This is a genomic window from Citrobacter sp. Ce119 (assembly GCF_030334525.1).
In the GTDB taxonomy this organism is placed as follows: Bacteria; Pseudomonadota; Gammaproteobacteria; order Enterobacterales; family Enterobacteriaceae; genus Citrobacter; species Citrobacter europaeus.
This window is the reverse complement of record NZ_JAOWDR010000047.1, coordinates 606,031-629,963: the sequence shown is the minus strand read 5'-3', so window position 1 is coordinate 629,963 and position 23,933 is coordinate 606,031. Positions and strand designations below refer to the sequence as shown.

General features: G+C 51.3%; 25 protein-coding genes and 1 pseudogene. 17 read left to right on the top strand and 9 right to left on the bottom strand.

Translation table 11 applies throughout. The features are described from left to right. On the top strand, positions 1-2,387 hold a 2,387-nt coding region (locus tag OGV80_RS11760), incomplete at its 5' end, for an autotransporter outer membrane beta-barrel domain-containing protein (RefSeq protein WP_286514947.1). Between the two features lie 75 nt (positions 2,388-2,462). Here the strand turns inward: OGV80_RS11760 and OGV80_RS11755 are convergent. Beyond that, positions 2,463-2,735 carry a hypothetical protein gene (locus tag OGV80_RS11755; RefSeq protein ID WP_043016674.1) on the bottom strand — a complete coding sequence of 91 codons (273 nt, stop codon included), beginning with the start codon at positions 2,733-2,735 and terminating at the stop codon, positions 2,463-2,465. A gap of 241 nt (positions 2,736-2,976) precedes the next feature. Between OGV80_RS11755 and pdeG the strand changes: the two genes are divergently transcribed. Beyond that, positions 2,977-4,500: a cyclic di-3',5'-guanosine monophosphate phosphodiesterase PdeG gene (gene pdeG, locus OGV80_RS11750; RefSeq protein WP_087053161.1), complete on the top strand. Its 1,524-nt coding sequence runs from the start codon at positions 2,977-2,979 to the stop codon at positions 4,498-4,500. Positions 4,501-4,604: 104 nt separating this feature from the next. On the opposite strand, the gene OGV80_RS11745 is transcribed toward pdeG, so the two are convergent. After that, entirely contained in the window at positions 4,605-6,692 is a 2,088-nt protein-coding gene (locus tag OGV80_RS11745; RefSeq protein WP_047411831.1) for a TonB-dependent receptor, read from the bottom strand. Between the two features lie 430 nt (positions 6,693-7,122). On the opposite strand from OGV80_RS11745, the gene OGV80_RS11740 reads away from it, so the two are divergent. The 11 genes from OGV80_RS11740 to OGV80_RS11690 all read left to right on the top strand — a co-directional run bounded on the left by OGV80_RS11740 (position 7,123) and on the right by OGV80_RS11690 (position 15,484). Beyond that, a complete protein-coding gene (locus OGV80_RS11740; RefSeq protein ID WP_047411829.1) occupies positions 7,123-8,709 on the top strand; it encodes an ABC transporter substrate-binding protein in 1,587 nt (528 codons plus the stop codon). Next, entirely contained in the window at positions 8,709-9,683 is a 975-nt protein-coding gene (locus OGV80_RS11735; protein ID WP_087053412.1) for an ABC transporter permease, read from the top strand. Before OGV80_RS11740 ends, OGV80_RS11735 begins: the two co-directional genes overlap by 1 nt. Further along, positions 9,673-10,485 (top strand): ABC transporter permease, encoded by an 813-nt coding sequence (locus tag OGV80_RS11730; protein WP_043016670.1) that lies wholly within the window; start codon positions 9,673-9,675, stop codon positions 10,483-10,485. The genes OGV80_RS11735 and OGV80_RS11730 overlap by 11 nt, the downstream gene beginning before the upstream one ends. Then, positions 10,479-11,273, top strand: coding sequence for an ATP-binding cassette domain-containing protein (locus OGV80_RS11725; RefSeq protein WP_087053162.1), 795 nt, complete (start codon positions 10,479-10,481; stop codon positions 11,271-11,273). The genes OGV80_RS11730 and OGV80_RS11725 overlap by 7 nt, the downstream gene beginning before the upstream one ends. Then, positions 11,257-11,874, top strand: coding sequence for an ATP-binding cassette domain-containing protein (locus OGV80_RS11720; RefSeq protein WP_043016668.1), 618 nt, complete (start codon positions 11,257-11,259; stop codon positions 11,872-11,874). Before OGV80_RS11725 ends, OGV80_RS11720 begins: the two co-directional genes overlap by 17 nt. 1 nt (position 11,875) lies before the next feature. After that, positions 11,876-12,394: a phospholipase D family nuclease gene (locus OGV80_RS11715; RefSeq protein ID WP_075146029.1), complete on the top strand. Its 519-nt coding sequence runs from the start codon at positions 11,876-11,878 to the stop codon at positions 12,392-12,394. A 96-nt stretch (positions 12,395-12,490) separates the two neighbouring features. After that, entirely contained in the window at positions 12,491-13,120 is a 630-nt protein-coding gene (gene zinT, locus OGV80_RS11710) for a metal-binding protein ZinT (protein WP_167373450.1), read from the top strand. 140 nt (positions 13,121-13,260) lie between these two features. Beyond that, positions 13,261-13,899: a leucine efflux protein LeuE gene (leuE, locus tag OGV80_RS11705; RefSeq protein ID WP_087053413.1), complete on the top strand. Its 639-nt coding sequence runs from the start codon at positions 13,261-13,263 to the stop codon at positions 13,897-13,899. A 173-nt stretch (positions 13,900-14,072) separates the two neighbouring features. Beyond that, entirely contained in the window at positions 14,073-14,435 is a 363-nt protein-coding gene (gene yeaR / locus OGV80_RS11700) for a DUF1971 domain-containing protein YeaR (protein ID WP_003030735.1), read from the top strand. A 3-nt stretch (positions 14,436-14,438) separates the two neighbouring features. After that, positions 14,439-14,621: a DUF1869 domain-containing protein gene (locus OGV80_RS11695; protein WP_003832433.1), complete on the top strand. Its 183-nt coding sequence runs from the start codon at positions 14,439-14,441 to the stop codon at positions 14,619-14,621. Positions 14,622-14,839: 218 nt separating this feature from the next. After that, positions 14,840-15,484, top strand: coding sequence for a hypothetical protein (locus tag OGV80_RS11690; RefSeq protein WP_286514944.1), 645 nt, complete (start codon positions 14,840-14,842; stop codon positions 15,482-15,484). A gap of 52 nt (positions 15,485-15,536) precedes the next feature. Here the strand turns inward: OGV80_RS11690 and fdhF are convergent, their stop codons facing one another. Continuing rightward, positions 15,537-17,684 carry a formate dehydrogenase subunit alpha gene (fdhF, locus tag OGV80_RS11685; protein ID WP_286514942.1) on the bottom strand — a complete coding sequence of 716 codons (2,148 nt, stop codon included), beginning with the start codon at positions 17,682-17,684 and terminating at the stop codon, positions 15,537-15,539. 361 nt (positions 17,685-18,045) lie between these two features. On the opposite strand from fdhF, the gene OGV80_RS11680 reads away from it, so the two are divergent. Further along, the gene (locus tag OGV80_RS11680; RefSeq protein WP_043016663.1) at positions 18,046-18,294 is read left to right on the top strand and encodes a GlsB/YeaQ/YmgE family stress response membrane protein; all 249 of its coding nucleotides are present in this window, start codon (positions 18,046-18,048) and stop codon (positions 18,292-18,294) included. A gap of 49 nt (positions 18,295-18,343) precedes the next feature. Here the strand turns inward: OGV80_RS11680 and yoaJ are convergent, their stop codons facing one another. The 3 genes from yoaJ to OGV80_RS11665 are packed head-to-tail and all read right to left on the bottom strand — an operon-like array spanning position 18,344 to position 19,592. Next, the gene (gene yoaJ / locus OGV80_RS11675) at positions 18,344-18,418 is read right to left on the bottom strand and encodes a protein YoaJ (protein WP_099530266.1); all 75 of its coding nucleotides are present in this window, start codon (positions 18,416-18,418) and stop codon (positions 18,344-18,346) included. A 2-nt stretch (positions 18,419-18,420) separates the two neighbouring features. Next, the gene (locus OGV80_RS11670; RefSeq protein WP_032941789.1) at positions 18,421-18,519 is read right to left on the bottom strand and encodes a YoaK family small membrane protein; all 99 of its coding nucleotides are present in this window, start codon (positions 18,517-18,519) and stop codon (positions 18,421-18,423) included. Between the two features lie 47 nt (positions 18,520-18,566). Then, positions 18,567-19,592, bottom strand: a complete 1,026-nt coding sequence (locus tag OGV80_RS11665) for a sensor domain-containing diguanylate cyclase (RefSeq protein WP_043016662.1) — start codon at positions 19,590-19,592, stop codon at positions 18,567-18,569. A 186-nt stretch (positions 19,593-19,778) separates the two neighbouring features. On the opposite strand from OGV80_RS11665, the gene OGV80_RS11660 reads away from it, so the two are divergent. Beyond that, a complete protein-coding gene (locus OGV80_RS11660; protein ID WP_047411803.1) occupies positions 19,779-20,027 on the top strand; it encodes a putative hemolysin in 249 nt (82 codons plus the stop codon). Positions 20,028-20,034: 7 nt separating this feature from the next. On the opposite strand, the gene OGV80_RS11655 is transcribed toward OGV80_RS11660, so the two are convergent. Next, on the bottom strand, positions 20,035-20,382 hold the full coding sequence (locus tag OGV80_RS11655) for a DUF488 domain-containing protein (RefSeq protein ID WP_043016660.1): 348 nt from the start codon (positions 20,380-20,382) through the stop codon (positions 20,035-20,037). Between the two features lie 198 nt (positions 20,383-20,580). On the opposite strand from OGV80_RS11655, the gene OGV80_RS11650 reads away from it, so the two are divergent. Next, positions 20,581-21,288 carry a CTP synthase C-terminal region-related (seleno)protein gene (locus tag OGV80_RS11650; protein ID WP_087050668.1) on the top strand — a complete coding sequence of 236 codons (708 nt, stop codon included), beginning with the start codon at positions 20,581-20,583 and terminating at the stop codon, positions 21,286-21,288. Positions 21,289-21,325: 37 nt separating this feature from the next. On the opposite strand, the gene OGV80_RS11645 is transcribed toward OGV80_RS11650, so the two are convergent. Next, entirely contained in the window at positions 21,326-22,513 is a 1,188-nt protein-coding gene (locus OGV80_RS11645) for a CynX/NimT family MFS transporter (RefSeq protein WP_087053164.1), read from the bottom strand. A 98-nt stretch (positions 22,514-22,611) separates the two neighbouring features. Here OGV80_RS11645 and OGV80_RS11640 point away from each other — a divergent pair. Then, positions 22,612-23,410: pseudogene (locus OGV80_RS11640) on the top strand (AraC family transcriptional regulator). On the opposite strand, the gene OGV80_RS11635 reads toward OGV80_RS11640, so the two are convergent. After that, entirely contained in the window at positions 23,387-23,833 is a 447-nt protein-coding gene (locus OGV80_RS11635; protein ID WP_043016656.1) for a DUF441 domain-containing protein, read from the bottom strand. The pseudogene OGV80_RS11640 and the gene OGV80_RS11635 sit on opposite strands and share 24 nt — an antisense overlap. Positions 23,834-23,933: the final 100 nt, after the last annotated feature.

The following is a 23,933-nucleotide window of genomic DNA, read 5'->3' as shown; positions in this document are numbered from 1 at the left end:
CCGGTAATGCCGCAGATCTCAGCGCCCGCGTGACCGGCACTGGCGATCTGGCGTTTGACAGCGCCAGAGGGCAGACGGTATCGCTGTCGAATATGGATAACGATTACACTGGTATCACCGATGTACGCAGCGGCAACCTGCTGATGAAAAACGATAATGTTCTGGGACAGACCAGCGAACTGCGTCTGGCCGCTGATACCGGTTTTGACATGAACGGTTATAGCCAGACTGTCGGTAAGCTGACGGCGGCGGCTGACTCACTGCTGAACATCAATGGCGGTAGCCTGACCCTGCAGCAGGGTGGCACAGCCGACGGGATATTGACCGGAAGCGGCGCGTTAAACATCAATGGCGACACGCTGACCATCACCGGTGAAAACAGCACGCTGACGGCAAAAACGACCATTGCAGAAGGCGCGCGCGTGCTGATGAACACGACGCTGGGCCTTGGCACCGGCGATATTGTGGCGGCGGGAACGCTGACGATGAGCAAGGCCGCAGGCGCGCTTTACAACAGCATCAGCGATGCCGGACGGGTTGAACTCAGCGAAAGCGATGTCGCGCTGGTGGGCAACAACAGCGCCTTTACGGGGCAATTTGCTGTGGATGCGGATTCCCGGCTCACCGTGTTTACTGCAGAAAATCTGGGCAGCGCAGAGGTGAGCAACGGCGGTTCACTGGTGCTGAACAGTAATACCGACTGGCAGCTTAATAACGAGGTTTATGGTAGCGGCGATGTGACCAAGCTGGGAGCCGGCTCCATTACCGTCGGCAATAACGCCGCCTGGACGGGCAAAACGGAGATTGAGCAGGGCGGCCTGGTACTGGGGGACGGCACATCTCCGGTCACGCTGGCCAGTAGCGAAGTCAACATTGCGGCTGCGGGGATGCTCTCGGGCACGGGGGGCGTTGCAGGTCATGTGAATAACGCCGGTGTGCTGCAGGTGGGAACCGGGACCGGCGACAACCTCCTGTTCACGGTGGGGGGCGACCTGGTTAACAGCGGTACCCTCGCAACCGGTGTGAATGGTCAGCAGGCCGGTAACCAGCTGGTGGTCAATGGCAATTATACGGGGAATGGTGGGCATCTTTCCCTGAACACCGCGCTGGGGGATGACAATTCCGTTACGGATAAGCTGGTGGTGAAAGGCGATACCAGTGGCACCACCTCCGTCAGCGTCACCAACGCCGGTGGGAAAGGGGCCGCCACGATTGATGGGATCGAAGTTATTCATGTTGATGGCGCATCGGACGGTGAGTTCACCCAGGCTGGCCGTATTGTGGCAGGGGCATATGACTACAGCCTTGGGCGCGGTCAGGATGAGAACAGCGGCAACTGGTATCTGACCAGCGGCAAAACCAATCCGGATCCCGAACCAAATCCGGATCCGGATCCCGATAAAGATCTGCGCCCGGAAGGCGGCAGCTACACGGCTAACCTGGCGGCAGCCAACAACATGTTCGTCACCCGTTTGTACGATCGCCTGGGCGAAACGCAGTATACCGATGCCCTGACCGGCGAGCAGAAAGTCACCAGTATGTGGATGCGCCACGTTGGCGGGCACAACAACTGGCGTGACGGCAGCGGCCAGCTGAAAACCCAGAGCAACCGTTATGTATTGCAGCTGGGAGGCGACATTGCGCAATGGAGCCAGAACGGACTTGACCGCTGGCACCTGGGCGTGATGGCGGGCTACGGGAACGACCACAGTAACACCCGGTCATCACGCACGGGTTATCGTTCCCGGGGTTCAGTCAATGGCTACAGCACCGGCGTGTATGCCACATGGTATGCCAATGACGCGTCGCATAACGGCGCCTGGCTGGACAGCTGGGCTCAGTACAGCTGGTTTGATAACAATGTTAAAGGCGATGACCTGCAGGGCGAGTCATATAAATCGAAAGGGGTGACCGCTTCGCTGGAAATGGGATATGCCCAGAAAATGGGCGAATTTTCCGGCAGTCAGGGCACGCTGAATGAATGGTACATCCAGCCTCAGGCGCAGGCGGTCTGGATGGGCGTGAAGGCGGACGATCATCAGGAAAGCAACGGCACCCGTATCACCAGCAACGGTAGCGGCAATGTACAGACCCGGCTGGGCCTGAAAACCTGGATTAAGAGCCATCATCAGATGGATAACGGTAAAGAGCGTGAATTCCAGCCGTTTGCCGAACTGAACTGGCTGCACAATTCACGTGATTTCAGTACGACCATGGACGGCGTGAATGTTCGTCAGGATGGGGCGAAAAATATCGCCGAGGTAAAAGTGGGTGTGGAAGGACAGGTGAGTCCGCGTCTTAATCTGTGGGGCAACATCGGGGTCCAGGCTGGCGACAAAGGCTATAACGACAGCGCTGCGATGGTCGGTGTGAAATGGAACTTCTAAGCTGATTCTGCCGGGCAAGTTCAGCCAGACTGGCGTATGTCAGTCTGGTTATTTTAAACCCAATAATGAGTGCAATTATTCTTTTGATGAAAGTTTGTACGGGAATACATGCAGAGCGTTGGCTGCGATGGGATAAACGCCAAGGCCTTCAGTTCTGGCTTTGATTTCCTCGAATGAGAGTGAAGGGGAGGGTTCTCGTCCGCCCCACAAATTAATACCTTCAGGAACATCGTCCCGGCTATACTCCTCGGCGATCTCGATAGTGCCGCCGCTATTCAATTCGATGACAACGCTTTTTCCGTCAACAGGAATCAGGTTCCCGTCACTGTCAGTGATAAAGATTTTCATTGGCTCACCTCTTATTCGTATATTTCTATGATAGCAAAATTGGATGAGGTACTACGCCGGTTATGTAATGCTATTTTTAGTGATTTTTTTATATACAAATTATACGGTTACGTTTTTATTGGGGAAGTGTGACTGGGCTTATGGCGGTTTCTGATTCTGTCTACCATGCTCTGTAGAGATAAATTTGAACACGTAAATGTTCATCATCATGAGTTTTTAATTTTCGCCACAGGACACGAGAATGCGCAAAGCATTGTTACCGGTAATTGCTGCGGTGTGCCTTTTATTCATCGGTGTTTTTATTCTCAATATGCAGCTCTGGTATTCCTCCTCGTTGGAAACTCTTGGAGGAGCCAGATATGCCGCGAAAAATATGGATAACATACTCGATGAGGCTTTCCAGGCAACCGGTACAGCCATGCGTATCGCTGAAAAAAAATGCGACCAGGATGCTCAGTACCAACTTGGAACCGAGGCAGCGCTTCGGCCTCATTTGCGAACGCTGATCATTATCCGGCAGGGGAAAGTTTGGTGTACGTCTTTGCCGGGGAACAGGATCTTACTTAAGCGAATTCCTGTAATAACTGATTCAAATTTGCTGCTGACTCCCGCAGGCAATACGGAAAACGAGATACCCGTTCTGCTGTATCAAACTCGTTTTCAAACCAGTCGTATTATTGTCACGATCAGTGGGGTGCATATTCGTGGCGCTCTAAAAGTTCCATTAAAGGGTGCGGCATACTCACTGCTCGTGGGCGATAACGTACTCGGTTTAGTGGGCGATGTGAAAACCGTCACAGCAAGTACTCGTACGTCTGGACAGGTGAATTCCGCAAAGTATCCGTTCAGTATTATTTATAATAAACCACCATTATTTAGTGCAAAAAGGCTGGTTACACAAGGCTCAGGAATTTTGGTTTTTGTCCTGTTAATTTCTGTTGCAGCCGCTTATGCCATTGATAAATATCTGAACAAGAATGATACCCCCGAAGAAACGTTGCGTAGGGCGATAGCAAAAGGAGAGATCGTGCCTTTTTATCAACCTATCGTAAATGGTCGAGAGGGGACGTTACGTGGCGTTGAAGTGCTGGCCCGATGGAAACATCCGAAGGTCGGGTATATCTCTCCCGCTTCCTTTATTCCCATCGCCGAAAAGTCAGGTCTGATCGTGCCGCTAACACAAAGCCTGATGAGGCAGGTCGCTGCGAATATGAACTCTATTTCCAGCAAATTGCCACCCGGCTTCCATGTCGGTATTAACTACAGTGCATCTCATATCATATCCCCTACATTCGTGCATGAGTGCCTGCAATACAGGGACAGTTTTAACCGCGATGATCTCAATCTGGTCATCGAAGTCACTGAGCGCGAACCGCTGGATGTGGACGAGGATCTTGTGCAGAGACTCAATACGCTCCATGAAAATGGCTTTGTGATCGCCTTGGATGATTTTGGTACCGGTTATTCTGGCCTTTCTTATTTGCATGATTTGCATATTGATTACATCAAGATCGATCAGAGCTTTGTGGGAAGGGTAAATGAGCATCCCGATTCAACCCGGATTTTAGATTGTGTACTTGAACTGGCACGTAAACTGTCTTTAAGCATCGTTGCAGAAGGGGTTGAAACAAAGGCGCAGCTTGATTACCTGAATAAAAACAACATCGTTTTCCTGCAAGGATACTATTTCTATAAGCCCGTAACTTTCACTGAGTTCGTCATTATTCTGCTGTCAAAACCTAAAGTGAATGTTTTTGTCGAATAAAACTGGATTAACTCGGTACCAGAAGAATATCTGTTGCCTTATAGATCTTGAGCTCCTGCTGACTGAGATACATGTGATAGCTCGGCCAGCAGGATTTGTAAAAATTAGAACTGATAGTTTAGAGAAACCCAGTAGTTACGACCCGGGTTTACGTATCCGGTTGTAGATTGCGCAGTCTGATAATAATCACCTGCGTAGGTGCTATTACGGCCCACCTGGTACAGTTTGACTTCACTAAAGTCTTTATCCAGCACGTTATTAATCGCTGTATTAAGCGTCAGGTCTTTGGTCAGCTTATAAGACATCCCCATGTCGAGAACGGTCCAGGCTTTTAAATCAGCGCCTTTGTCGTCATATACGGCCTTTTGTACCGCGCTGAGGTTGTCGTAATTTTCGGTAAAGCGTGGAGCTTTACCGCGATAACGTGCGCTCAGCCAGGCGTTCATATCTTCCGTTGCCTGCCAGTTCAGGCGGGCGTTAGCCATATGTTTTGGCGTGTAACTTAATGGCGCGCCTTTATTGTCACCATCTTTTTGCTTGCTCTGGGTGTAGGTATAGTTGAGGGATAAGGTCAGCACATCTGACCACAGCGGGAAGGTGCTGGCAAATTCAACGCCATCGGTCCTTGCCTTGCCGCTGTTGGTATAGCTGTTGGTATTATCATCGATAGAATATGAGACAATTTTGTTTTTATATTCGGTATAGAAGCCAGTAACGTTGGCGTTAAGCCCTGCATCGTTCTCGTAATACAGCCCGGTTTCGTAGCTGAGACTTTCCTCCGGTTTGAGGTCCGGGTTACCGACCGTATTCACCGTTCCTTGCGCAGTTACGCCGCTGATCCCGTTATGCAACTGGCTCAGCGAGGGGGCTTTATAACCTGTCGTTACGCCACCTTTGAGCGTCCATTCGTCGGAAACATCCCAGACCATATACGCTCGTGGGCTGAGATGACCGCCAAAGACATCGTTATGCTCATAGCGTGTTCCTGCGGTTAAGGCCAGCGAATCGAGAATATGCCATTCATCTTCCGCATAGGCTGCCCACGTTTTTTGGTGGAACGTCTCACCGGTATTGGCCAGCACCACACCATCTTTCATTCGTGCATCCCAATATTCCCCACCGAGGGTTAAGAGGTGCGAATCACCCAATGGCGTCAGCAGCACTGAGTCCAGGATGACGTTGGTGTTCTTCAGTTCACGTGCATCACCGGCCCGGCCTGCGTTCTCTGGCGTGAGTGCCGAGGAGACCAGTTGTCGGCCTTTGTTCTCGGTTTCATTCCAGCCGAGGGAGGATTTCCAGGTGCCGAACGTTAAGGCGGTATCGTGACCGAGGGTAACTTTGTTACGCTCGTAGCGCAGCGTTTTGTCGTAACCCCCCGTCAGGTTTCCTAATTGACCGTCGTCGTTGTCATAACGCTGTCTGGCAGAATCGAGATCTAACCACAGCGTATTGTTTTCATTCGTTTTCCAGTCGAGGCGCGTACCGATGTTATAGTTTTCCGATTCGGTCGGATAAGGTACGCGGGTGGAGGCGGTATCGCTCAGGGAGGTGACGCTGGAACCCTGACGCTGGGTTGTGCTCCCCCGAACCTGCATATCCAGTACGCCCGCGATTAACGGGCCGCTTGACCAGAAGTTGGCGACCGTACTGTTACCCCATTTATTACTCTCTTGCAGGTTAACGCCAGTATTGATGGAGGTGCTCCATTTATCGGTGCTTTTTTTGGTGATGATATTCACTACGCCACCGATTGCGTCGGAGCCATAAAGCGTCGACATCGGGCCGCGGATCACTTCAATATGGTCGATTGCCGCCAGCGGAGGCATAAAGCTGGTATTCATGGCAGAGAAGCCGTTTGGCGTCACGTCGCTGCTGCCGTTTTGACGAATACCGTCAATCAGGATCAAGGTATAGCTGGCGGGCATACCGCGGATGCTGACCTCCAGCCCACCGGTTTTACCGGTACTGCTTTCAACATCGACCCCTTCAACAGAACGCAGAGCTTCGCCTAAGTCATTATATTTATTGGTTTGTAACTCTTGCTGCGAAATAACGGAGACGCTGGCAGCGGCGTTGGTGATTTTCTTTTCATAACCGGAAGCGGTTACCACCATGACATCTTCAGCGAAGACCAGAGGACTAGAAAATCCTAAACAGGACAGAACAACAGAAGCAACAGGTTTTAAGCGCATAGTCAAACTTCCTTTGTTAAAATTCAAAGGCAGTAAGATAATTGATGGTAATGATAATACAAATAATTATCATTATGTATTTACATAACTTATCACTTCTGGTCTTTTTCTTGAATAAATATACATAAATTGTCATTAATTTGAGCTAAGGGAATAGCGAAAAAGACCAATAATTAGTATTTGCAATCATTAGGTTGTCATTAATTTGCCATTAATTAAATGGCTAACTTTTGCTCTGTTTCTGTAATTCAGTGCGTACTCATAACGGAGTATCAAAAAAAAGTATGATAATTTTAGAAAATCGTCATACTTTTCTGCGCCGCATCATTTTTTTCGTCATTTCTGTCCGCCATAATCCCTTCCCCAGGAGACCGTTAAACGACAAGACATCGTTGAGCGGCATAAAAATAACGTAAATCTGGATAACATAATGATCAAAGGCAAGCTGGCACTGCTTACGTGCGCATTGACTCTCGCATTAACCTCACCACTTCTCGCCGCGCAAAATGCGAGCGAAGGGCAGACGTTAAAACTGGCAATTGGACCGGAGCCAACGGAAGGGTTTGACCCGATGTTGGGCTGGAGTCATGGCAGCTATTTGCTTTTGCACGCACCATTATTAAAACAAAATGCAGATATGAGCTGGGGAAACCTGCTGACGGAAAAAGTAGAGACCAGCGCAGATGGCAAAACCTGGACATTGACGTTAAAACCCGACCTTAAATTCTCTGATGGATCCCCGCTAACCGCGGAAGATGTGGTGTTCACCTATAACAAAGCCGCAAAAAGCGGCGGCAAAATCGACATGGGGAACTTCAACCATGCCAGCCTGAAAGATAACCGCACGGTAGAAATTACGCTGCGCAGCCCGCAGAGCACCTTTGTAAACGTGCTGGGTTCTTTGGGTATTGTCCCGGAAAAACGGTATGACGAAAAAACCTTCGCCAAAAATCCAATAGGCGCGGGTCCTTATCGGCTGGTGAGTTTTCAGCCGGGGCAGCAGTTGATCGTGGAGGCTAACCCCTGGTATGCCGGTAAGAAAAATGATTTCAGTAAGCTGGTGTTTGTCTTCCTTGATGAAGATAACGCTTATGCCGCAGCGCGCAGTGGCCAACTGGGACTCGTGCGTATTGCGCCGTCGATGGCAGTCGCCCCTCAGCAGCAGAATTTGAAGCTTTGGGTTCGCGACAGCGTGGAAAACCGTGGCATTGTGTTCCCGATGGTTCCTGCGGGTAAAAAAGACGCCAATGGTTACCCAATTGGTAACGATATCACTGCCGATGTCGCTATCAGACGCGCCATCAATTACGCCATTGACCGTAAGCAGCTTGCCGAACAGGTCATGGAAGGCCATGCGATTCCGGCGTATAGCGCGGTTCAGGGCCTGCCATGGCAGGGGCAGTCCGTCGCGTTCAACGATGGCGACAGCGAAAAAGCACGGACAATTCTGGAAGAGGCCGGCTGGAAGGTGGGGAAAGACGGCGTACGAGTGAAAGACGGCAAAGAAGCTCGCCTGACGCTGTGGTACGCCAGCGGTGACAGCACGCGCCGGGATTTAGCCGAAGCCGTACGTGCGATGCTGGAGCCCGTGGGTATTCAGGTCTCGCTGCAATCCGGAAGCTGGGAAACCGTTGAGCGCCATATGCATGCGAATCCGACGCTGTTTGGCTGGGGAAGCCTGGATCCGATGGAGCTTTTCCATCACTACAGTAATCAGGCCGCGGGCGTGGAATACTACAATCCTGGCTATTACAGTAATCCCGTTGTTGAACAGCATCTTAAACAGGCTATTGACGCCCCGGACTGGCAAAAAGCATTGCCTTTCTGGCAACAGGTGGAGTGGGATGGCAAGCAAGGGGCTGGCGTGCAGGGCGATGCCGCCTGGGCCTGGCTGCTGAACATTCAGCACACTTACTTGGCTAATCCGTGTATTGACCTGGGCAAAGGCGCACCGGAAATTCACGGTAGCTGGTCACTGCTCAATAATCTGGACGAATGGACCTGGACCTGCCGTTGATGAAGTCTGTTGTGGGCCATTTTCTACGGCTGATTGTGCTATTAGTGCTGGTTGCGGCTGGCACTTTTGTGCTGCTCAGTTTTTCTCCTGTCGATCCGATTCGCGCCTATATCGGCAACGATCTCCTGCACGTGCCGCCGGAACAATATGCGCGGATCGCTGCTCGCTGGGGATTGGACCAGCCGCTATGGGAGCGTTTTGTTCACTGGTTTATACGCGTATTGCAGGGCGATCTCGGCTATTCAATGTTATTTAATGCGCCGGTTGCCAGCGTGATTAAAGAGCGCTTTGCTACCTCGTTTGCGCTACTTGGCGGCGCGTGGTTACTTTCCGGTGTACTGGGAACGGTGATGGGATTTGTCGCGGGTCGCTACTTGAATCGCTGGCCGGATAAAGCAATTTGTCGCCTCAGCTATTTGCTTTCTTCGCTGCCGACCTTCTGGATTGGCATGCTGTTACTGGCGTTATTTGCTGTGCGCTGGCCGGTATTTCCGGTCTGCTGCGCATGGGAGCCGGGCAACAGCGGCGATATGGCCACGCTGACTGAGCGTCTGCGCCATCTGGTGCTTCCCGTTTGCGCGCTAAGTTTGCTGGGACTGGGACAAATTACGCTTCACACGCGGGAAAGTATCGCCAGCGTGATGAAAAGTGATTTTGTTCGTTTTGCGCGTTCTCAGGGAGATAAAGGCTGGTCGCTGTTGCGTCATCAGGTTCTGCGCCACGCTATCACGCCAGCGCTGTGCCTGCAGTTTGCTTCGCTGGGAGAACTACTGGGCGGCGCGCTGCTGGCGGAAAAAGTGTTTGCTTACCCGGGACTGGGACAGGCCACTATTGATGCCGGGTTACGCGGCGATCTGCCGTTACTCATGGGGATAGTGTTATTCAGTACCGTATTGGTGTTCATTGGCAACTCGCTGTCAACTTGGCTTATCCATGTGTTGAATCGCGCTCTGGAGCGACCTGATGCTCTATAACCCAACGCCGACGCTAATTCGTCTTTTGTTCTCTTTTAGCTGCCTGCTTTTTATTGCGGTGTATGGCGCAGCGACGCTGGATAATCCGTTGAGCGTTAATCTGCTTGCCCGTCATCTGCCACCCGATGCGCTTTACTGGTTTGGCACCGATAACCTGGGTCGCGATTTGTGGACACGATGCTTTCAGGGCGCGTTAACCAGTCTGCAAATTGGTATTGGCGCGGCGTTGTGCAGCGGCTTCATCGCATTAATGATGGCGGCGGTTTCGCGCATACATCCGCGTCTGGATGTGCTTATGCGTCTGATTACCGATGCCATGCTGTCGATGCCGCATCTGCTGTTGCTCATTTTGATCTGCTTTACGCTGGGTGGCGGGAAAAACGGGGTGATCATGGCGGTTGCGCTGACCCACTGGCCGCGACTGGCGCTGATCCTGCGTGCCGAAGCGCAGCGCGTGGCTCATAGTGACTATCTGACGCTGACCTGGCGTCTGGGACACGGACATTTTTACTGCTGGCGGCACCACTATCTACCCGCATTATTACCCCAGTGGTTAACGGGAACATTGCTGATGTTTCCTCACGCGGTGTTGCACAGCGCGGCGTTAAGCTTCCTCGGTTTTGGGCTGGCGCCGCATGAACCGTCACTGGGCCTGCTGCTGGCGGATGCGCTGAGATTTATCAGTCATGGCGACTGGTGGTTGGTGCTGTTTCCAGGACTGATGCTGTTCAGTCTGGTGATGCTATTTGATCAGCTCGCAAGGGCGGTGCATCGTTTATGGTTACGAGGTGACGCATGTTGAGTTTAAGACAGGTTTCGCTGGATGTAGCGCGTTATCGCTGGTACGGCGCGAAACAATGGTCTTCGCTGTTGCAGGATATCTCTTTTGACGTAGCGCCTGGTCAGATGGTGGCGCTAGTTGGGGGAAGTGGGGAAGGGAAGAGTCTGCTGCTGCAATGCCTGCTCGATCTCTTACCGGATAATTTGCGCTTCCAGGGGGCTATCACCCTTGAGGGTAAAACGCTGGACAACGATGATATTCGTAAATGTCGCGGCAATACCTTCACTTATGTCCCGCAAGGCGTTCAGGCGCTTAACCCGCTGCTCTCGATTGAAAAACATCTGCGCAGGGCAAGCCAGCTTTCTGGCCAGCAATGGAATGCCGGAAAAATCGACCGATTGCTCCAGCGTAGCCGACTGGAAAGTCAGGTATTAGATGCTTTCCCGCGCCAGCTTTCAGGGGGCATGGCGAAACGTGTTCTGGCCTGTCACGCATCTCTGAGTCAGGCTCGCTATATTCTGGCGGATGAAATTACCGCCTGGCTTGATGCGCCGCTGGCGAATCAACTGCTTGAACAACTGCGCGAGCTTTGTGAGCACGAGGCAGGCGTTTTGTGGGTAACGCATGACCTCACGCTGGCGGCCCGTCATGCGGATCGTATTGTCGCGCTGCATCAGGGTAGGGTGTCGGATAACGTCAGCCGGGAACAGCTGTTACGCGGAGAGATTAGCGAGCATCTGCAACGACAATGGCGGGCGCTGCCTGAAAGAAATCAACTTTTTGGAGAGCGCGATGCTGTGCTGTCGTGATGTTACGATTTGTCAGGGGGGAAAAGTGTTATGGCAAAATCTGACCTTCTCTCTGCCCCCTGGAGAACGCATTGGGATTTGCGCGCCCAGCGGAACCGGAAAAACGACGCTGGGGCGCGTGCTGGCGGGTTGGCAAAAGCCGACCTCGGGTGACATTGTTGTTGATGAGCAACCGCTGCCAATGCACCAGTATTGCCCGGTGCAACTGGTGCCCCAGCATCCGGAATTAACCTTTAACCCCCGGCGCAGCACCGGCGATGCGGTTCATGATGCCTGGCGACCTGATGCTGAAATGCTTACCCGTCTTCACATCAACTCAGAGTGGTTGGATCGCCGTCCCGGACAGCTTTCCGGCGGTGAACTGGCGCGAATTGCCTTACTTCGCGCGCTGGATCCGCGGACACGTTTTCTTATTGCCGATGAAATTACCGCCCAGCTCGATCCTTCCATCCAACGGGATATCTGGGCGCTGCTGCTTGAAGAATGTCAGCGTCGGCCATTAGGTATGCTAATTATCAGCCATCAGCAGGCGTTGCTTGATCAGATCTGCACGCGAGCGCTACTCTCTTCGGACGATTCATCCTTTCAGGCTAATATCTAACGTGAGCGTAAAATCAATTGGTTTGGCTGCGCTATTGTGCGGTGCAGTTGTTGTTGCCGCGCATGCTTCGATTCAGGTGGGCTTTTCGCCGGAAGGTTCGGCCCGGGTTTTAGTGCTGGATTCGATTAACCATGCGCAGCGCAGCATCGATATGATGGCTTATTCATTTCAGTCGGCAGATATTGTTCAGGCCCTGGTAGATGCCGAAAAGAGGGGCGTTGTTGTTCGGGCGGTTATCGATAAAAAACGAAATCAGGGCAAGGTCAGCCAGAAGGCCATCGCTTTCGCTGCCGCGAATGGGGTCGATGTGCAACTGGATGGCCACTACCACATCCAACATGACAAAGTAATGATAATAGATGGCGACACACTGGAAACCGGCTCGTTCAACTTTGCCAAATCTGCAGAATTTGCCAACTCCGAAAATGTGCTGATCGTTCGTGGCGAACCTGCCGTTATTGCGCAGTATCAGGCCCATTTTGACAGTCGTTGGAAAATCGCACACCGGAGCGTTGAATAGTTTTCACAACGGCGTTGATTTAAATGTAACGTTATATTATAACATTTCACTCGCAAATGATTAGAGGGTGAAATTTTGGCTATTCGTTTTAAAAAAATGACAATCGCTCTGGGGATGCTTTTAGTCAGTGGTTCGGTTTTGGCGCATGGTCATCATTCCCATGGTGCGCCAATGAGTGAGGCAGAACAAAAGGCGTCGGAGGGGGTATTTGATGATAACCAGGTGCAGGACAGGGCGCTGACCGACTGGGATGGCATGTGGCAATCCGTCTATCCGTATCTGGTCAGCGGCGAGCTTGATCCGGTATTCAAAAAGAAAGCGGAGAAAGATAAAAGCAAAACGGCAGAACAAATTAAAGCTTATTATCGTACAGGCTATGCAACCAACGTAGACACCATTGGCATAGAAAATGGCGTGATGGAATTTCACACCGGTAATCAGGTTGCATCGTGCAAATACGACTATGCCGGGTTTAAAATCTTGCACTATAAATCAGGCAAGAAAGGTGTACGGTATTTGTTTGAGTGTAAAGCCGCTGACAGCAAAGCACCTAAATACGTGCAATTCAGCGATCATATTATCGCACCGCGTAAATCCAGCCACTTCCATATCTTTATGGGAAATACCTCGCAGGCAGCCTTGCTTGAAGAGATGGAAAACTGGCCTACCTACTACCCTTATCAGTTAAAGGGTGAAGAGGTTGTGGATGAGATGCTGCACCACTGATCCAAATTAACCTTATCTGTACACACCCGCCACCAGTGGCGGGTTTTTTTAATTAATAACCTTCTCTTTCCATCACCTGTCGCATTCGTTAGCATATTGTATTGCAGCAAGTGCATGTGTTTTTTCAGGAAGAGGTTAACGTGTTCGCAGAGTATGGAGTTCTGAATTACTGGACGTATCTGGTGGGGGCTATTTTTATCGTGCTGGTACCGGGGCCAAATACGATATTTGTGCTGAAGAACAGCGTCGGTCGGGGAGTGAAGGGCGGTTATCTCGCAGCCAGCGGTGTGTTTATCGGTGATGCCGTGTTGATGTTTTTGGCCTATGCCGGCGTTGCCGCATTGATCAAAACAACGCCCGTTTTGTTTAACATCGTTCGTTACCTCGGCGCGTTCTATTTACTGTATCTTGGCGCGAAGATCCTGTATGCAACACTGAAATCGAAAGTAGGCGACGCCGCGCCAGAGGAAGTCCCGTTTGGTGCCATTTTTAAACGCGCACTCATTCTGAGTCTGACCAATCCCAAAGCTATTCTGTTTTATGTTTCGTTCTTCGTGCAGTTTATTGATGTCAATGCGCCGCACTCAGGACTGTCGTTCTTTATTTTGGCTATTACGCTTGAGATAGTGAGCTTTTTCTACCTGAGCTTCCTTATTTTCTCCGGCGCGTTCGTGACGCAGTATATCCGTACGAAGAAAAAATTGGCCAAAGTGGGTAATTCCCTTATCGGTCTGATTTTCGTCGGTTTTGCCGCTCGTCTGGCCACGCTTCAGTCGTGATGCTATCGGCCCGCTGATTGCGGCGGGCCTTCGATATGATGCTTTGCTTTTCATTGATAATCGTATGGTTATAACCAATAAATGGTATTTTAAATGTATATTTTGAGGCGTACCCTGTGTACAGCAGCGGTTCAATAAGACTCGCTGGTTGTCGACTGGAAAAGGGAAGAAAAATGCTTCAAATTCCACAGAATCATATCCATACACGCTCTACTCCATTCTGGAACAAAGAAACGGCGCCTGCCGGAATTTTCGAACGCCACCTTGATAAAGGAACCCGGGCTGGGGTTTATCCTCGACTTTCGGTTATGCAGGGGGCGGTCAAATATCTCGGATACGCAGATGAACACAGTCCGGAGCCAGTAGAGGTGATGGTTATTGAAGCCGGTCAGTTTGGCGTTTTTCCACCGGAAAAATGGCATAACATCGAAGTGATGACCGACGACACTTACTTTAATATCGATTTTTTCGTTGCCCCGGAAGTTCTGATGGAGAGCGCAAATCAACGAAAAGTCGTGCGCACCGGCAAGGAGTAAATCATGGGTAAAGCAACCTATACCGTAACAGTGACCAATAACAGCAACGGTGTTTCTGTTGATTATGAAACAGAGGCACCTATGACATTACTGGTGCCGGATGTGGCAGCAGAAGTGGTCAAAGATCTGGTCAACACCGTGCGTTCGTACGATACCGAGAATGAGCACGAAGTCTGCGGGTGGTAAGCGTTAGCTACTGTTACTGATTGAATACATTAGTTTTTAATCTAAAAACCGCACTGCGTTTCGATGGCGCAGTGCGGTTTTTTTATCCGCGCGAAACACGAATGTGTCCGGAAAAGGATTCCTTAAGAATACCTTAAGAAATTCGCATTGATTGCTAATAGTTGATCATTCACAGGGGTTATGATCGCGAGACAGTAACAATACAGAACATCGCGCTTATGAAACTCAATACCCGACTTACATTATCCACAATCATTCTTGGACTGGTCATTGTCGCGATCCCGTTCGTCGCGAACTGGCATCTACCGCTGCTCAACGGGACTGTCGTCAAATGGATTGAAAATGGCCAGGCGCTTTGGCTGCTGTTTGGCGCGGTATTTACTCTTATCTACATCCGACCTTTATCACGTCCTGTAGGCGAGAAGCAATTTTGGCTTTGGGCGGCAGCGTGGTGGTTGGTCTTGCTGGGCCGAAGCACCAGTTGGGGACGCGATTACTTCCCTGAGCATCCTAAACTTCTGTTCAGAGCTATCTCAGTTGTATTAATTGCCATGCTTATTCTGCCGGTGCTGCTGTCGAAGCACTTACGCCAGGATATTGCCCGCCGTGTGCGTAATGAACCGTTACCGCTCTGGCTGTTGGCGATCACCACCTGTGCATTTTTAATCTCTGATACGGTGGAGCATCATCGTCTGCTGGCCCCCATCTTTCTGCACAATGCACAGTATGGCGATCTGATTGAAGAATTGTATGAGCTACCGTTTATGGCGGGATTGTTCCTGATGAACCTGGGCTTTATGCGACGTGATAAGCAGGAGGAAACTGCTTCCATCCGTTTTAGTGAAGCCCAGCTGGCGAAGTAATGAGATAAGGCCTGAGTCTGGAAAGTTAGACTCAGGCGATGATGGCGCTGACTTACGCAATAGCCTCACACAGGCGTGATTTCATGTCACTATACGTTTGCGCGGCATATTTCTCTGCCCATCCCTGATCGGTAATGTGCTCAATATTCACGGCGCAATATTTGGTTTCCGGCGTTTTCGAAATAGGATCAAGGTTATCCTGGGTTAACTCGTTACACGCGCCAATCCACCATTGATAAGTCATATAGACTGTTCCGGCATTGATGCGCTCGGAGACGTCTGCGCGGCTGATGACCTTACCCCGACGCGAGCTGACCCATACCAGGTCACGATGACGAATACCCAGCTTTTCTGCATCATGGGTATTGATTTGCACATATCCAGGCTCGTCTGCCAGCGCTTGCAACGCTGCACAGTTGCCGGTCATCGAACGGCAGGAGTAGTGCCCGACCTCGCGCACCGTACACAGTACCAGCGGATATTTGTCATCAGGAACTTCTGAGGGCGCTCGCCACTGTGCGGCAAACAGTTTGCCTTTGCCATTGGCGGTATCAAACTGGCTGTGCGCGTAAAGGTATGGTGTTCCAGGACTATCGAGATCCGTGCATGGCCACTGAACATGCCCCATCTCACCCATTTTCTCATAGGTCACGCCGTAGAACAGTGGGCATAGTTCGCGCATCTCATCCCAGATTTGCTGGTTATTTTGATACTGCATTGGATAACCCATTTCGCTGGCCAGCAGGCTGATAATCTCCCAGTCACGCTTTACATCACCGGTGGGGTCAATCGCTTTCTCAAAACGCTGGAAGCCGCGATCGGCACAGGTAAAGACGCCGCCGTGTTCGCCCCATGAGGTGGCAGGCAGTAGAACATCAGCCATTTCCGCCGTTTTAGTCATGAATATATCCTGCACGACGACAAAATCGAGCGCGTTAAATCCTTCGCGGACCAGACCCAAATCGGCCTCGGTTTGCAGCGGATCTTCTCCCATGATGTAGTAGGCTTTGATTTTACCTTCGATAGCCAGATGCGGAACTTCGGTGATACGGGTCCCGACCTTGTCATCCATCTGATTAACATCGATGCCCCAGGCGGTGGCGAATTTCTCCCGAACGGCAAAATCGGTCACGTCCTGATACCCTGGGAACTGGTTAGGCAGTACCCCCATATCGCACGCGCCCTGCACGTTATTTTGCCCGCGCACCGGGCCAACGCCGACGTTAGGACGTCCCAGATTTCCGGTCAGCAACGCCAGACTCGATAAACCGCGAACCACGTCAACGGCCTGACCAAACTGGGTGACGCCCATTCCCCACATTACGGTTGCCGATGGCGCCGCGGCAAATGTACGCATTGCCTGACGAACCTGTTGTGCTGGAACGCCGGTCAAATGTTCAACAGCTTCAGGCGCATAGTCCTTAACGACTTCCCAATATGTTTCCAGGCCTTCCGCATGCTTTTGCACATATTCGCGATCGTAGAGTTGCTCTTCGATCAGAACATGGCCAAAGGCGTTGACCAGCGCCATATTGCAACCGTTTTTTAACTGCAAATGTTGGTCAGCGATACGGGCGGTTTCAATACGACGCGGGTCGCAGACAATGATTTTTGCGCCGTTCTGGCGAGCTTTAATTACCCGGCGAGCCACGATTGGGTGTGAGTCTGCGCAGTTATAACCAAAGATCAGCAGGCATTTTGAGTTTTCAATGTCGCTGATGGAGTTGCTCATTGCGCCATTGCCTAACGTTTCCTGTAACCCGGCAACGGAAGGACCGTGACAGACGCGGGCACAGCAATCGACATTGTTGGTATGTAGCACGCCACGTGCGAATTTTTGCATCACATAGTTGGTTTCATTCCCGGTGCCTCGGGAAGAACCAGTGGTCATGATGGCGCGAGGGCCATAGGTATTTTTGATTTCAGATAAGCGTTTAGCGGTGTAACGAATGGCTTCATCCCAGCTAACGGGAGTGAATTTTCCACCTTTTTCATAACGGATCATCGGGCGAGTCAGACGAGGGGTCAGAAGGCGAGTATCGTTAAGAAAGTCCCAACCATAGTAGCCTTTCAGGCATAACTGATTTTGGTTTGTTACACCCTCTGCGGCTTCAGCGCGGATGATTTTGTTATTTTCAACGACAAGCTTAAGCTTGCACCCGGCCCCACAGTATGGGCAAACACTGGTGATTTTTTTCATCAATAACAGACCTGTTAAATGCTGAAATAGCGCGAATTGTAGACGCAGCCAAGCGATAGGCATCGCGGGCTACGATTTGTCATGGTGACGGGCTGTTAAAGCATAAAGTGTGCCAGAAGTGAAAACCCAGCAATAGCGCGGCTGACAGCCAAAGCGTTAAGTATGATGACTGACGATTCGACATTAATGACGAGATGCGACAAAAATTTAGCACGTTGCTCAGCAGTCATAACATTATGAAACATCGGAAAAAGATGAAAATCAGAAGTGATGATGATCACAAATTTTAATTTTTCAGCGCTATGCTATGCTTTTATACGACGAGTGAATCGTTAATTTAAAAACATAAGTGAGGAAAATTATGGGCATCATTTCATGGGTGGTTTTCGGTCTTATCGCTGGGATTTTGGCAAAATGGATTATGCCGGGTAAAGATGGCGGCGGATTCTTTATGACCATTATCTTAGGGGTGGTTGGTGCGGTAGTGGGTGGCTGGATAAGTACCCTCTTTGGTTTTGGTAAAGTCGATGGCTTCAACTTCGGCAGTTTCGTCGTAGCGGTTATCGGCGCGATTGTGGTGTTGTTTATCTACAGAAAAATCAAAAGCTAAGTAAACATACAGACAACAGAGGCCACTGATAAGTGGCCTTTTTCTTTGATTACCACCAGCCCAGTTCCGTTCCCAGAACGACGATGATAGCCACCCCAATCATAATCAACGTTGTTTTTTTCATCGTTATGCTCCCGGCGCAGCGTAACCGCCAATAAAAAACCAGGATAAGAAAACGACAGCGGAAATGAAAATGATGACGGGGAAAATAATACCGAGTCGCATACGATTATCTGCCAGAGTGATTTAAAGACGAGTCAGCATAGCAGGGCTTAATGTACGACAAAAGGGGTTTTATCCTGACGTTTCTTATCTTTGTACATAGCGCTGTCTGCAAGGTGAAGCGCACAGTTTACATCAGTCTCCAGCGGATCAATTTCCACGATGCCCAGACTGGCGCCAGGATAAAACAGATGAATGTCACCCAGGAGGTAGTCGCCACAAATTTGCTGATGCAGTTGATTCTTTACCTGCAGCAGGCGATCGCGTTGCTCTTTGTCATCTTCCGGTGACAGGCTAACGACTAAAAATTCATCACCGCCCAGTCGACCAAGAATATCATTGTCACCGCATTTACCAAGCAGGCGCTGACCAATCTGGATCAGGAACTGATCGCCAACCTCATGACCAAAGCGGTCATTGATCAATTTGAAATCATCCAAATCAATATAGGCGACGACTACCTTCTGCCTGAGGTGGCGGGCAAGCGAAAAAAGGGTCTCGACATTTTCAAAGATTGCGCGCCGATTTGGTAATCCGGTCAGGGCATCGGTATAGGAGTGGGCAATCAGCGCGGCATTCGCTTCGCGTAACTGAGCCACCAGCGACTCTTTTTGAATCGACTGGGCGATCAGGCCCGCAAACAGATGTAACACCTGCTCGCCACGTTGGCTCAAGGCATGCTGGCGACGGCTGGTGGCGCAGAGCGTTCCGTAAAATGTTCCGTCGGGAAGATGAACCGGAGTGCTCAGGAAGGTGGTTATCTCCAGCGTGCGGGCGGCGGTGCATTCCGGCCAGCGGGCGGGTACGTTATCGCTGTAAAGACAGTTTTCGTCTATGGCGCGTTTGCACAGCGTCTCATCCCACGGTACGGACAGCCCCTCAGGGATCTGCATCTGCTTGCTATTGCGCGCGTACAAAATATGCTGCAGGCGGGCATCTAAATCGACCTTGGTTAAATAGGTGGATTCCATCTCTGTCACCACTTCCAGCATCTCCAGAAGTTGGCGAACCAGACTCTCAACTGACTGCTCCGTAGCTAAGGATTGTGAGACTCTGGCAAGGATCATGTCCGACATGAGGTGTAAATGCTCCTGAGTAATGACTGGGCTGACGTTGCCCGCATGATAGAACATCAAGGTGAAAGATGAAACACGCCATCCAGCACAGAATGTAAACATAAAATGGATAGCTGGCAGGAAAATATGGAGATAGATGTAAAGTCGGGGTAACCTGCCAGGATAAGTTTTTTAACAGGAGTAAATATGAAACTGGCGTCTATTGTTTTGCCCGGCTTGTTGGTGCTGGCGGGATGTACCGCTCAGCCTGAAGCCCCCAAACCACCTAAGATTGGCATGGCGAATCCGGCATCGGTGTATTGCGAACAAAAGGGCGGCTCGCTGATTGCGGTGCAGACCCCACAAGGCGTAAGGTCAGACTGCAAACTACCCGGCGGTGAAGTTATTGATGAATGGGCGCTCTGGCGTAGAGATCATCCGGAAACGGGTAAGTGATACGCGGTCAGCATTGACGTAGCCACTCAGCGAGCACCAGTGCGTGGTTTTGCTGAGTATTTTTCGCCGCATACAGTAGCGTTAAGGTTTGCTGTCGGGCAATCTCTGCGAGACGCTTTCCTTCCTGCTGCTGTTGAGCCAGTTCAGTGCGGTATTGCTCGGAAAAGTGCGAAAAATCAATCAATTCTGCGTGGAACGCCTTACGTAAATCAGATGACGGCGTAAGCGCTTTATTCCATTCATCAAAAACAAGGTCGGTTTTTTTTATCCCACGAGGCCACAACCGGTCGACCAGTACGCGATAGCCATCATCTTTTTCCGCGGGGTCATACACGCGTTTACATTGAATTTTCATCTTTTCATCCGCTCCTTTAAGCCACTGCTTTGATATATTTCATCACCTTTATTACGGTTAAATAAGATCGTAAAACGTGACCATTATAGCATTCTGCCCGCTCTGACACCCAATTTAAGGGATTGTGATATCAACAAAAAATAGGTAGGCTGAGGCTCCTTATAGTGTCCCTCATTGTCTGGACATAAGGAAAGCTTAATGGAAATTTCCCCAATTAAAGATACGCTTCGCATTGCGCTGGTGGGCGATTACAGTCCCGATATTGTAGCGCACCAGGCTATCCCTCTTGCCATCGATGATGCCGCCGCCGTCCTGGAATTGGTGGCTGATTATGACTGGCTAACCACATCTGATATCAGCAGCAGTGAAGATTTGATCGGCTATGATGCCATCTGGGTCGTTCCTGGCAGTCCATATCGCCATGTTGAAGGGGCGTTGATAGCGATACGCCACGCGCGTGAAAACAGCATCCCATTCCTGGGGACTTGTGGCGGTTTTCAACATGCGGTTCTGGAGTATGCCCGCAACGTGCTGGGCTGGAGCGACGCCGCACACGCGGAGACGGACAGCACGGGTCGGATGGTGATTGCGCCGTTGACCTGCTCGCTGGTAGAAAAAACGGATGATATTGAGCTGCGGGCCAATACGCTGATTGCCAAAGCCTACGGACGGGATGTTATCACCGAGGGGTATCACTGCAACTACGGCGTATCGGAGGATTTTGCCGCCGAGCTTGAAAGCGGCGATCTTCGGGTAACCGGTTGGGATGAAGCTGGTGATATCCGCGCCATTGAGCTGGTGACGCATCCATTTTATGTCGGTACGCTCTTTCAGCATGAACGCGGAGCTCTCGCGGGAAAACCCGTGCCGTTAGTTCAGGCGATGCTGCGCGCCGCGCGTGGATGAAAAAACAGGCAGGTTGTTCATGAACCTGCCCGCTGTATTATGCGTTTGCGATTTCCCGATTGCGTCCCGCGCACAGACCAAACACTGCCATCAGCATCGCTAACACGGCGACACCCGCTAATGGAATCAGCCAGCTACCGTTGAGGTCGTGAATTTTACCCATCAGCGGTGGCCCGCAGGCGGCCAGTAAATACCCAACAGATTGTGCCATGCCGGACAGGGCAGCAGCCTGATGTGCTGAGCTTGCGCGCAGGCCAATAAAGGTCAAGCCGAGGATCATCGTCGCGCCTGAGCCAAAGCCAAACAGGATAGTCCATAGCAATGCCTGGTCTGGCATTACCGCGAATCCTGCCGCGCCGAGGGCGCACATTAACGAAACCAGAGCGGCGATGGCGCGCTGATCCTTAAATCTGTTCAGTACGAGAGGGATTAATAACCCTGGCGCGGCGGTCGCCAACTGCAGTAAACCATGTAACGAACCAGCCTGCGCCTCGCTGTAACCGTGGCTGATCAAAATGGCAGGCAGCCAGCCGATGATCACGTAGTAGATAAGTGAATTGATCCCGAGAAACAGCGTCACCTGCCAGGCGAGGCTTGATCGCCAGATGGCGCGGGAATGCAATGCGCGCGAGTTGCTCAGACTGGCATTGGCCTTCTGGCGGCATTGAGGTAACCAGATAATCAGCGCCAGCAGCGGAAAAACCATCAGTACCATCAGCGCACCGCGCCAGCCAAACCCGTTCAACGCCAGCGGAACCACAATAGCTGAACCCAGTGCCGCCGCCGCGCCCATGGTCAATGAGTATGCGCCAGTGAGTTTTGCCACATGCTGAGCAAAATCACGCTTGATCAGCCCAGGTAAAAGCACATTTCCCAGTGCGATTCCGCAACCAATGATGGCGGTGCCACTAAACAGGAACCCAGGTGAGGGTAGCGAACGTATCGCAATACCTGCGCAAATCAGTAGCATAGCGGCAAACAGGCTGCGCTCGATGCCCCAACGGCGCGCAACGGCGGCGGCCAGAGGCGATACCAGTGCAAACGCCAGCAGCGGCAGGGTGGTCAGAAGTCCCGTCTGGGCGGTGCTCAGACCATAATCGGCGCGAATTGCATCCAGCAATGGGGCGGCACCGGTAAAGGTGACGCGCAATGTGGTGGCAATCATCAGGATCCCTGCAATCAGCAAAGCTGCGTTTTTGCCGCGGGAGGAAGGCGTATTTGTCATTTTTTTCTCATATCGTCAGGCGAGGCGATACTTTAGCGTTTTTACTCTATGGATGAATCAAGCTAAAATGACAGTTTATCGCTAAAAACGGACATTTTATGTTAGGACTGAGGCTGGATGGGTATGAGCCCGACCTTCATCACGATGCGGCGGTGGCGTTTTGTATTCAGGCCCGGGAAGATGAACTCTTCAGTCCGCTACATCAGCACCGTAAGGGTCAGTTGATTCTGGCGTTGCATGGCGCGATCACCTGTGAGGTTGAAAATGCCATGTGGATGGTGCCTCCACAATATGCCGTATGGATCCCCGGTGAGATTCCACACAGCAACCACGTTACCGTTGGCGCGCAATTGTGCTTTTTGTTTATTGAGCCGCAGGCCGTCGTGATGCCCGAACGCTGCTGCACGCTGAAAATCGCCCCGTTATGTCGGGAGCTTATTCTGGCGCTGGCGTCCAAAACGGATACTCAACGACTGGAGCCGGCAACCCAGCGACTGACGCAGGTATTATTTGATGAACTTCCGCAGCAACCGCAGGAGCAAATGCAGTTACCGGTTTCCGAACACCCGAAAATCCGCAAAATGGTCGCGACGATGGCGCGGGAACCGGCGCAGTGGCAGACCTTGGGGCAGTGGGCCAGCGTATTTGCGATGAGTGAGCGGAACCTTGCCCGTCTGGTCGTTAAGGAAACGGGGTTGAGTTTTCGCCGTTGGCGTCACCAGCTTCAACTGATTCTGGCGCTGCAGGCGCTGATAGATGGTCATAACGTGCAACAGGTTGCGCAAATGCTCGGTTACGATTCAACCACGGCATTTATCACCATGTTCAAAAAAGGCCTGGGACAGACGCCAGGCCGTTATCTGGCTGGGCTGGCTACTGCTTCCCAACAATCAATGACACCAGACCTGCTGCAATGAGCGGCCCCACCGGCACACCGCGAAATAGCGCCACGCCCAGTACCGTGCCCACCAGTAAACCGGCAACGAGCTGAGGTTGGCTGCCCATAAGCGTGATACCGCGCCCGCCAAGCCAGGAGACAAATACCCCGACGGCAATAGCGACCAGTGATTTCCAGTTAACAAAGGAGTGGATGAGCGTGGAGGGCGGTAGCGTTCCGCTGGCGATCGGCGCCATAACGCCAATGGTCAGAATGATAATCCCGACGGTCAGGCCCTGTTTTTCTATCCATGGGAAGAAAGTATTCAGAGGGGTAACACGGACAATGATCAGCACCAGAATTGAAACAGCGACAGTGGTGTTGTGGCTGACAAAGCCCAGAGCTGCCAGTCCGAGCAGGATCAGCAGAGTGACATCAAACATCGTAGTTTCCTTGCCAAAAGAAAAAATAAGCCTGCTTACTGTACGCGTAAATGCGTGACGGAACAGGCTTTTTTTAATGATTATGATTTTTTTTGGGCTA

What these genes read in the sequence shown, in the direction of transcription:
- OGV80_RS11645 (WP_087053164.1), bottom strand. Translation starts at nt 22,513, where the DNA reads ATGACAAATACGCCTTCCTCCCGCGGCAAAAACGCAGCTTTGCTGATT.
- pdeG (WP_087053161.1), top strand. Translation starts at nt 2,977, where the DNA reads ATGCGCAAAGCATTGTTACCGGTAATTGCTGCGGTGTGCCTTTTATTC.
- OGV80_RS11740 (WP_047411829.1), top strand. Translation starts at nt 7,123, where the DNA reads ATGATCAAAGGCAAGCTGGCACTGCTTACGTGCGCATTGACTCTCGCA.
- OGV80_RS11735 (WP_087053412.1), top strand. Translation starts at nt 8,709, where the DNA reads ATGAAGTCTGTTGTGGGCCATTTTCTACGGCTGATTGTGCTATTAGTG.
- OGV80_RS11670 (WP_032941789.1), bottom strand. Translation starts at nt 18,519, where the DNA reads ATGCGACTCGGTATTATTTTCCCCGTCATCATTTTCATTTCCGCTGTC.
- OGV80_RS11665 (WP_043016662.1), bottom strand. Translation starts at nt 19,592, where the DNA reads ATGTCGGACATGATCCTTGCCAGAGTCTCACAATCCTTAGCTACGGAG.
- OGV80_RS11660 (WP_047411803.1), top strand. Translation starts at nt 19,779, where the DNA reads ATGAAACTGGCGTCTATTGTTTTGCCCGGCTTGTTGGTGCTGGCGGGA.
- OGV80_RS11720 (WP_043016668.1), top strand. Translation starts at nt 11,257, where the DNA reads ATGCTGTGCTGTCGTGATGTTACGATTTGTCAGGGGGGAAAAGTGTTA.
- yeaR (WP_003030735.1), top strand. Translation starts at nt 14,073, where the DNA reads ATGCTTCAAATTCCACAGAATCATATCCATACACGCTCTACTCCATTC.
- OGV80_RS11695 (WP_003832433.1), top strand. Translation starts at nt 14,439, where the DNA reads ATGGGTAAAGCAACCTATACCGTAACAGTGACCAATAACAGCAACGGT.
- OGV80_RS11690 (WP_286514944.1), top strand. Translation starts at nt 14,840, where the DNA reads ATGAAACTCAATACCCGACTTACATTATCCACAATCATTCTTGGACTG.
- OGV80_RS11680 (WP_043016663.1), top strand. Translation starts at nt 18,046, where the DNA reads ATGGGCATCATTTCATGGGTGGTTTTCGGTCTTATCGCTGGGATTTTG.
- OGV80_RS11655 (WP_043016660.1), bottom strand. Translation starts at nt 20,382, where the DNA reads ATGAAAATTCAATGTAAACGCGTGTATGACCCCGCGGAAAAAGATGAT.
- OGV80_RS11650 (WP_087050668.1), top strand. Translation starts at nt 20,581, where the DNA reads ATGGAAATTTCCCCAATTAAAGATACGCTTCGCATTGCGCTGGTGGGC.
- OGV80_RS11635 (WP_043016656.1), bottom strand. Translation starts at nt 23,833, where the DNA reads ATGTTTGATGTCACTCTGCTGATCCTGCTCGGACTGGCAGCTCTGGGC.
- fdhF (WP_286514942.1), bottom strand. Translation starts at nt 17,684, where the DNA reads ATGAAAAAAATCACCAGTGTTTGCCCATACTGTGGGGCCGGGTGCAAG.
- OGV80_RS11755 (WP_043016674.1), bottom strand. Translation starts at nt 2,735, where the DNA reads ATGAAAATCTTTATCACTGACAGTGACGGGAACCTGATTCCTGTTGAC.
- OGV80_RS11730 (WP_043016670.1), top strand. Translation starts at nt 9,673, where the DNA reads ATGCTCTATAACCCAACGCCGACGCTAATTCGTCTTTTGTTCTCTTTT.
- zinT (WP_167373450.1), top strand. Translation starts at nt 12,491, where the DNA reads ATGACAATCGCTCTGGGGATGCTTTTAGTCAGTGGTTCGGTTTTGGCG.
- OGV80_RS11725 (WP_087053162.1), top strand. Translation starts at nt 10,479, where the DNA reads ATGTTGAGTTTAAGACAGGTTTCGCTGGATGTAGCGCGTTATCGCTGG.
- OGV80_RS11745 (WP_047411831.1), bottom strand. Translation starts at nt 6,692, where the DNA reads ATGCGCTTAAAACCTGTTGCTTCTGTTGTTCTGTCCTGTTTAGGATTT.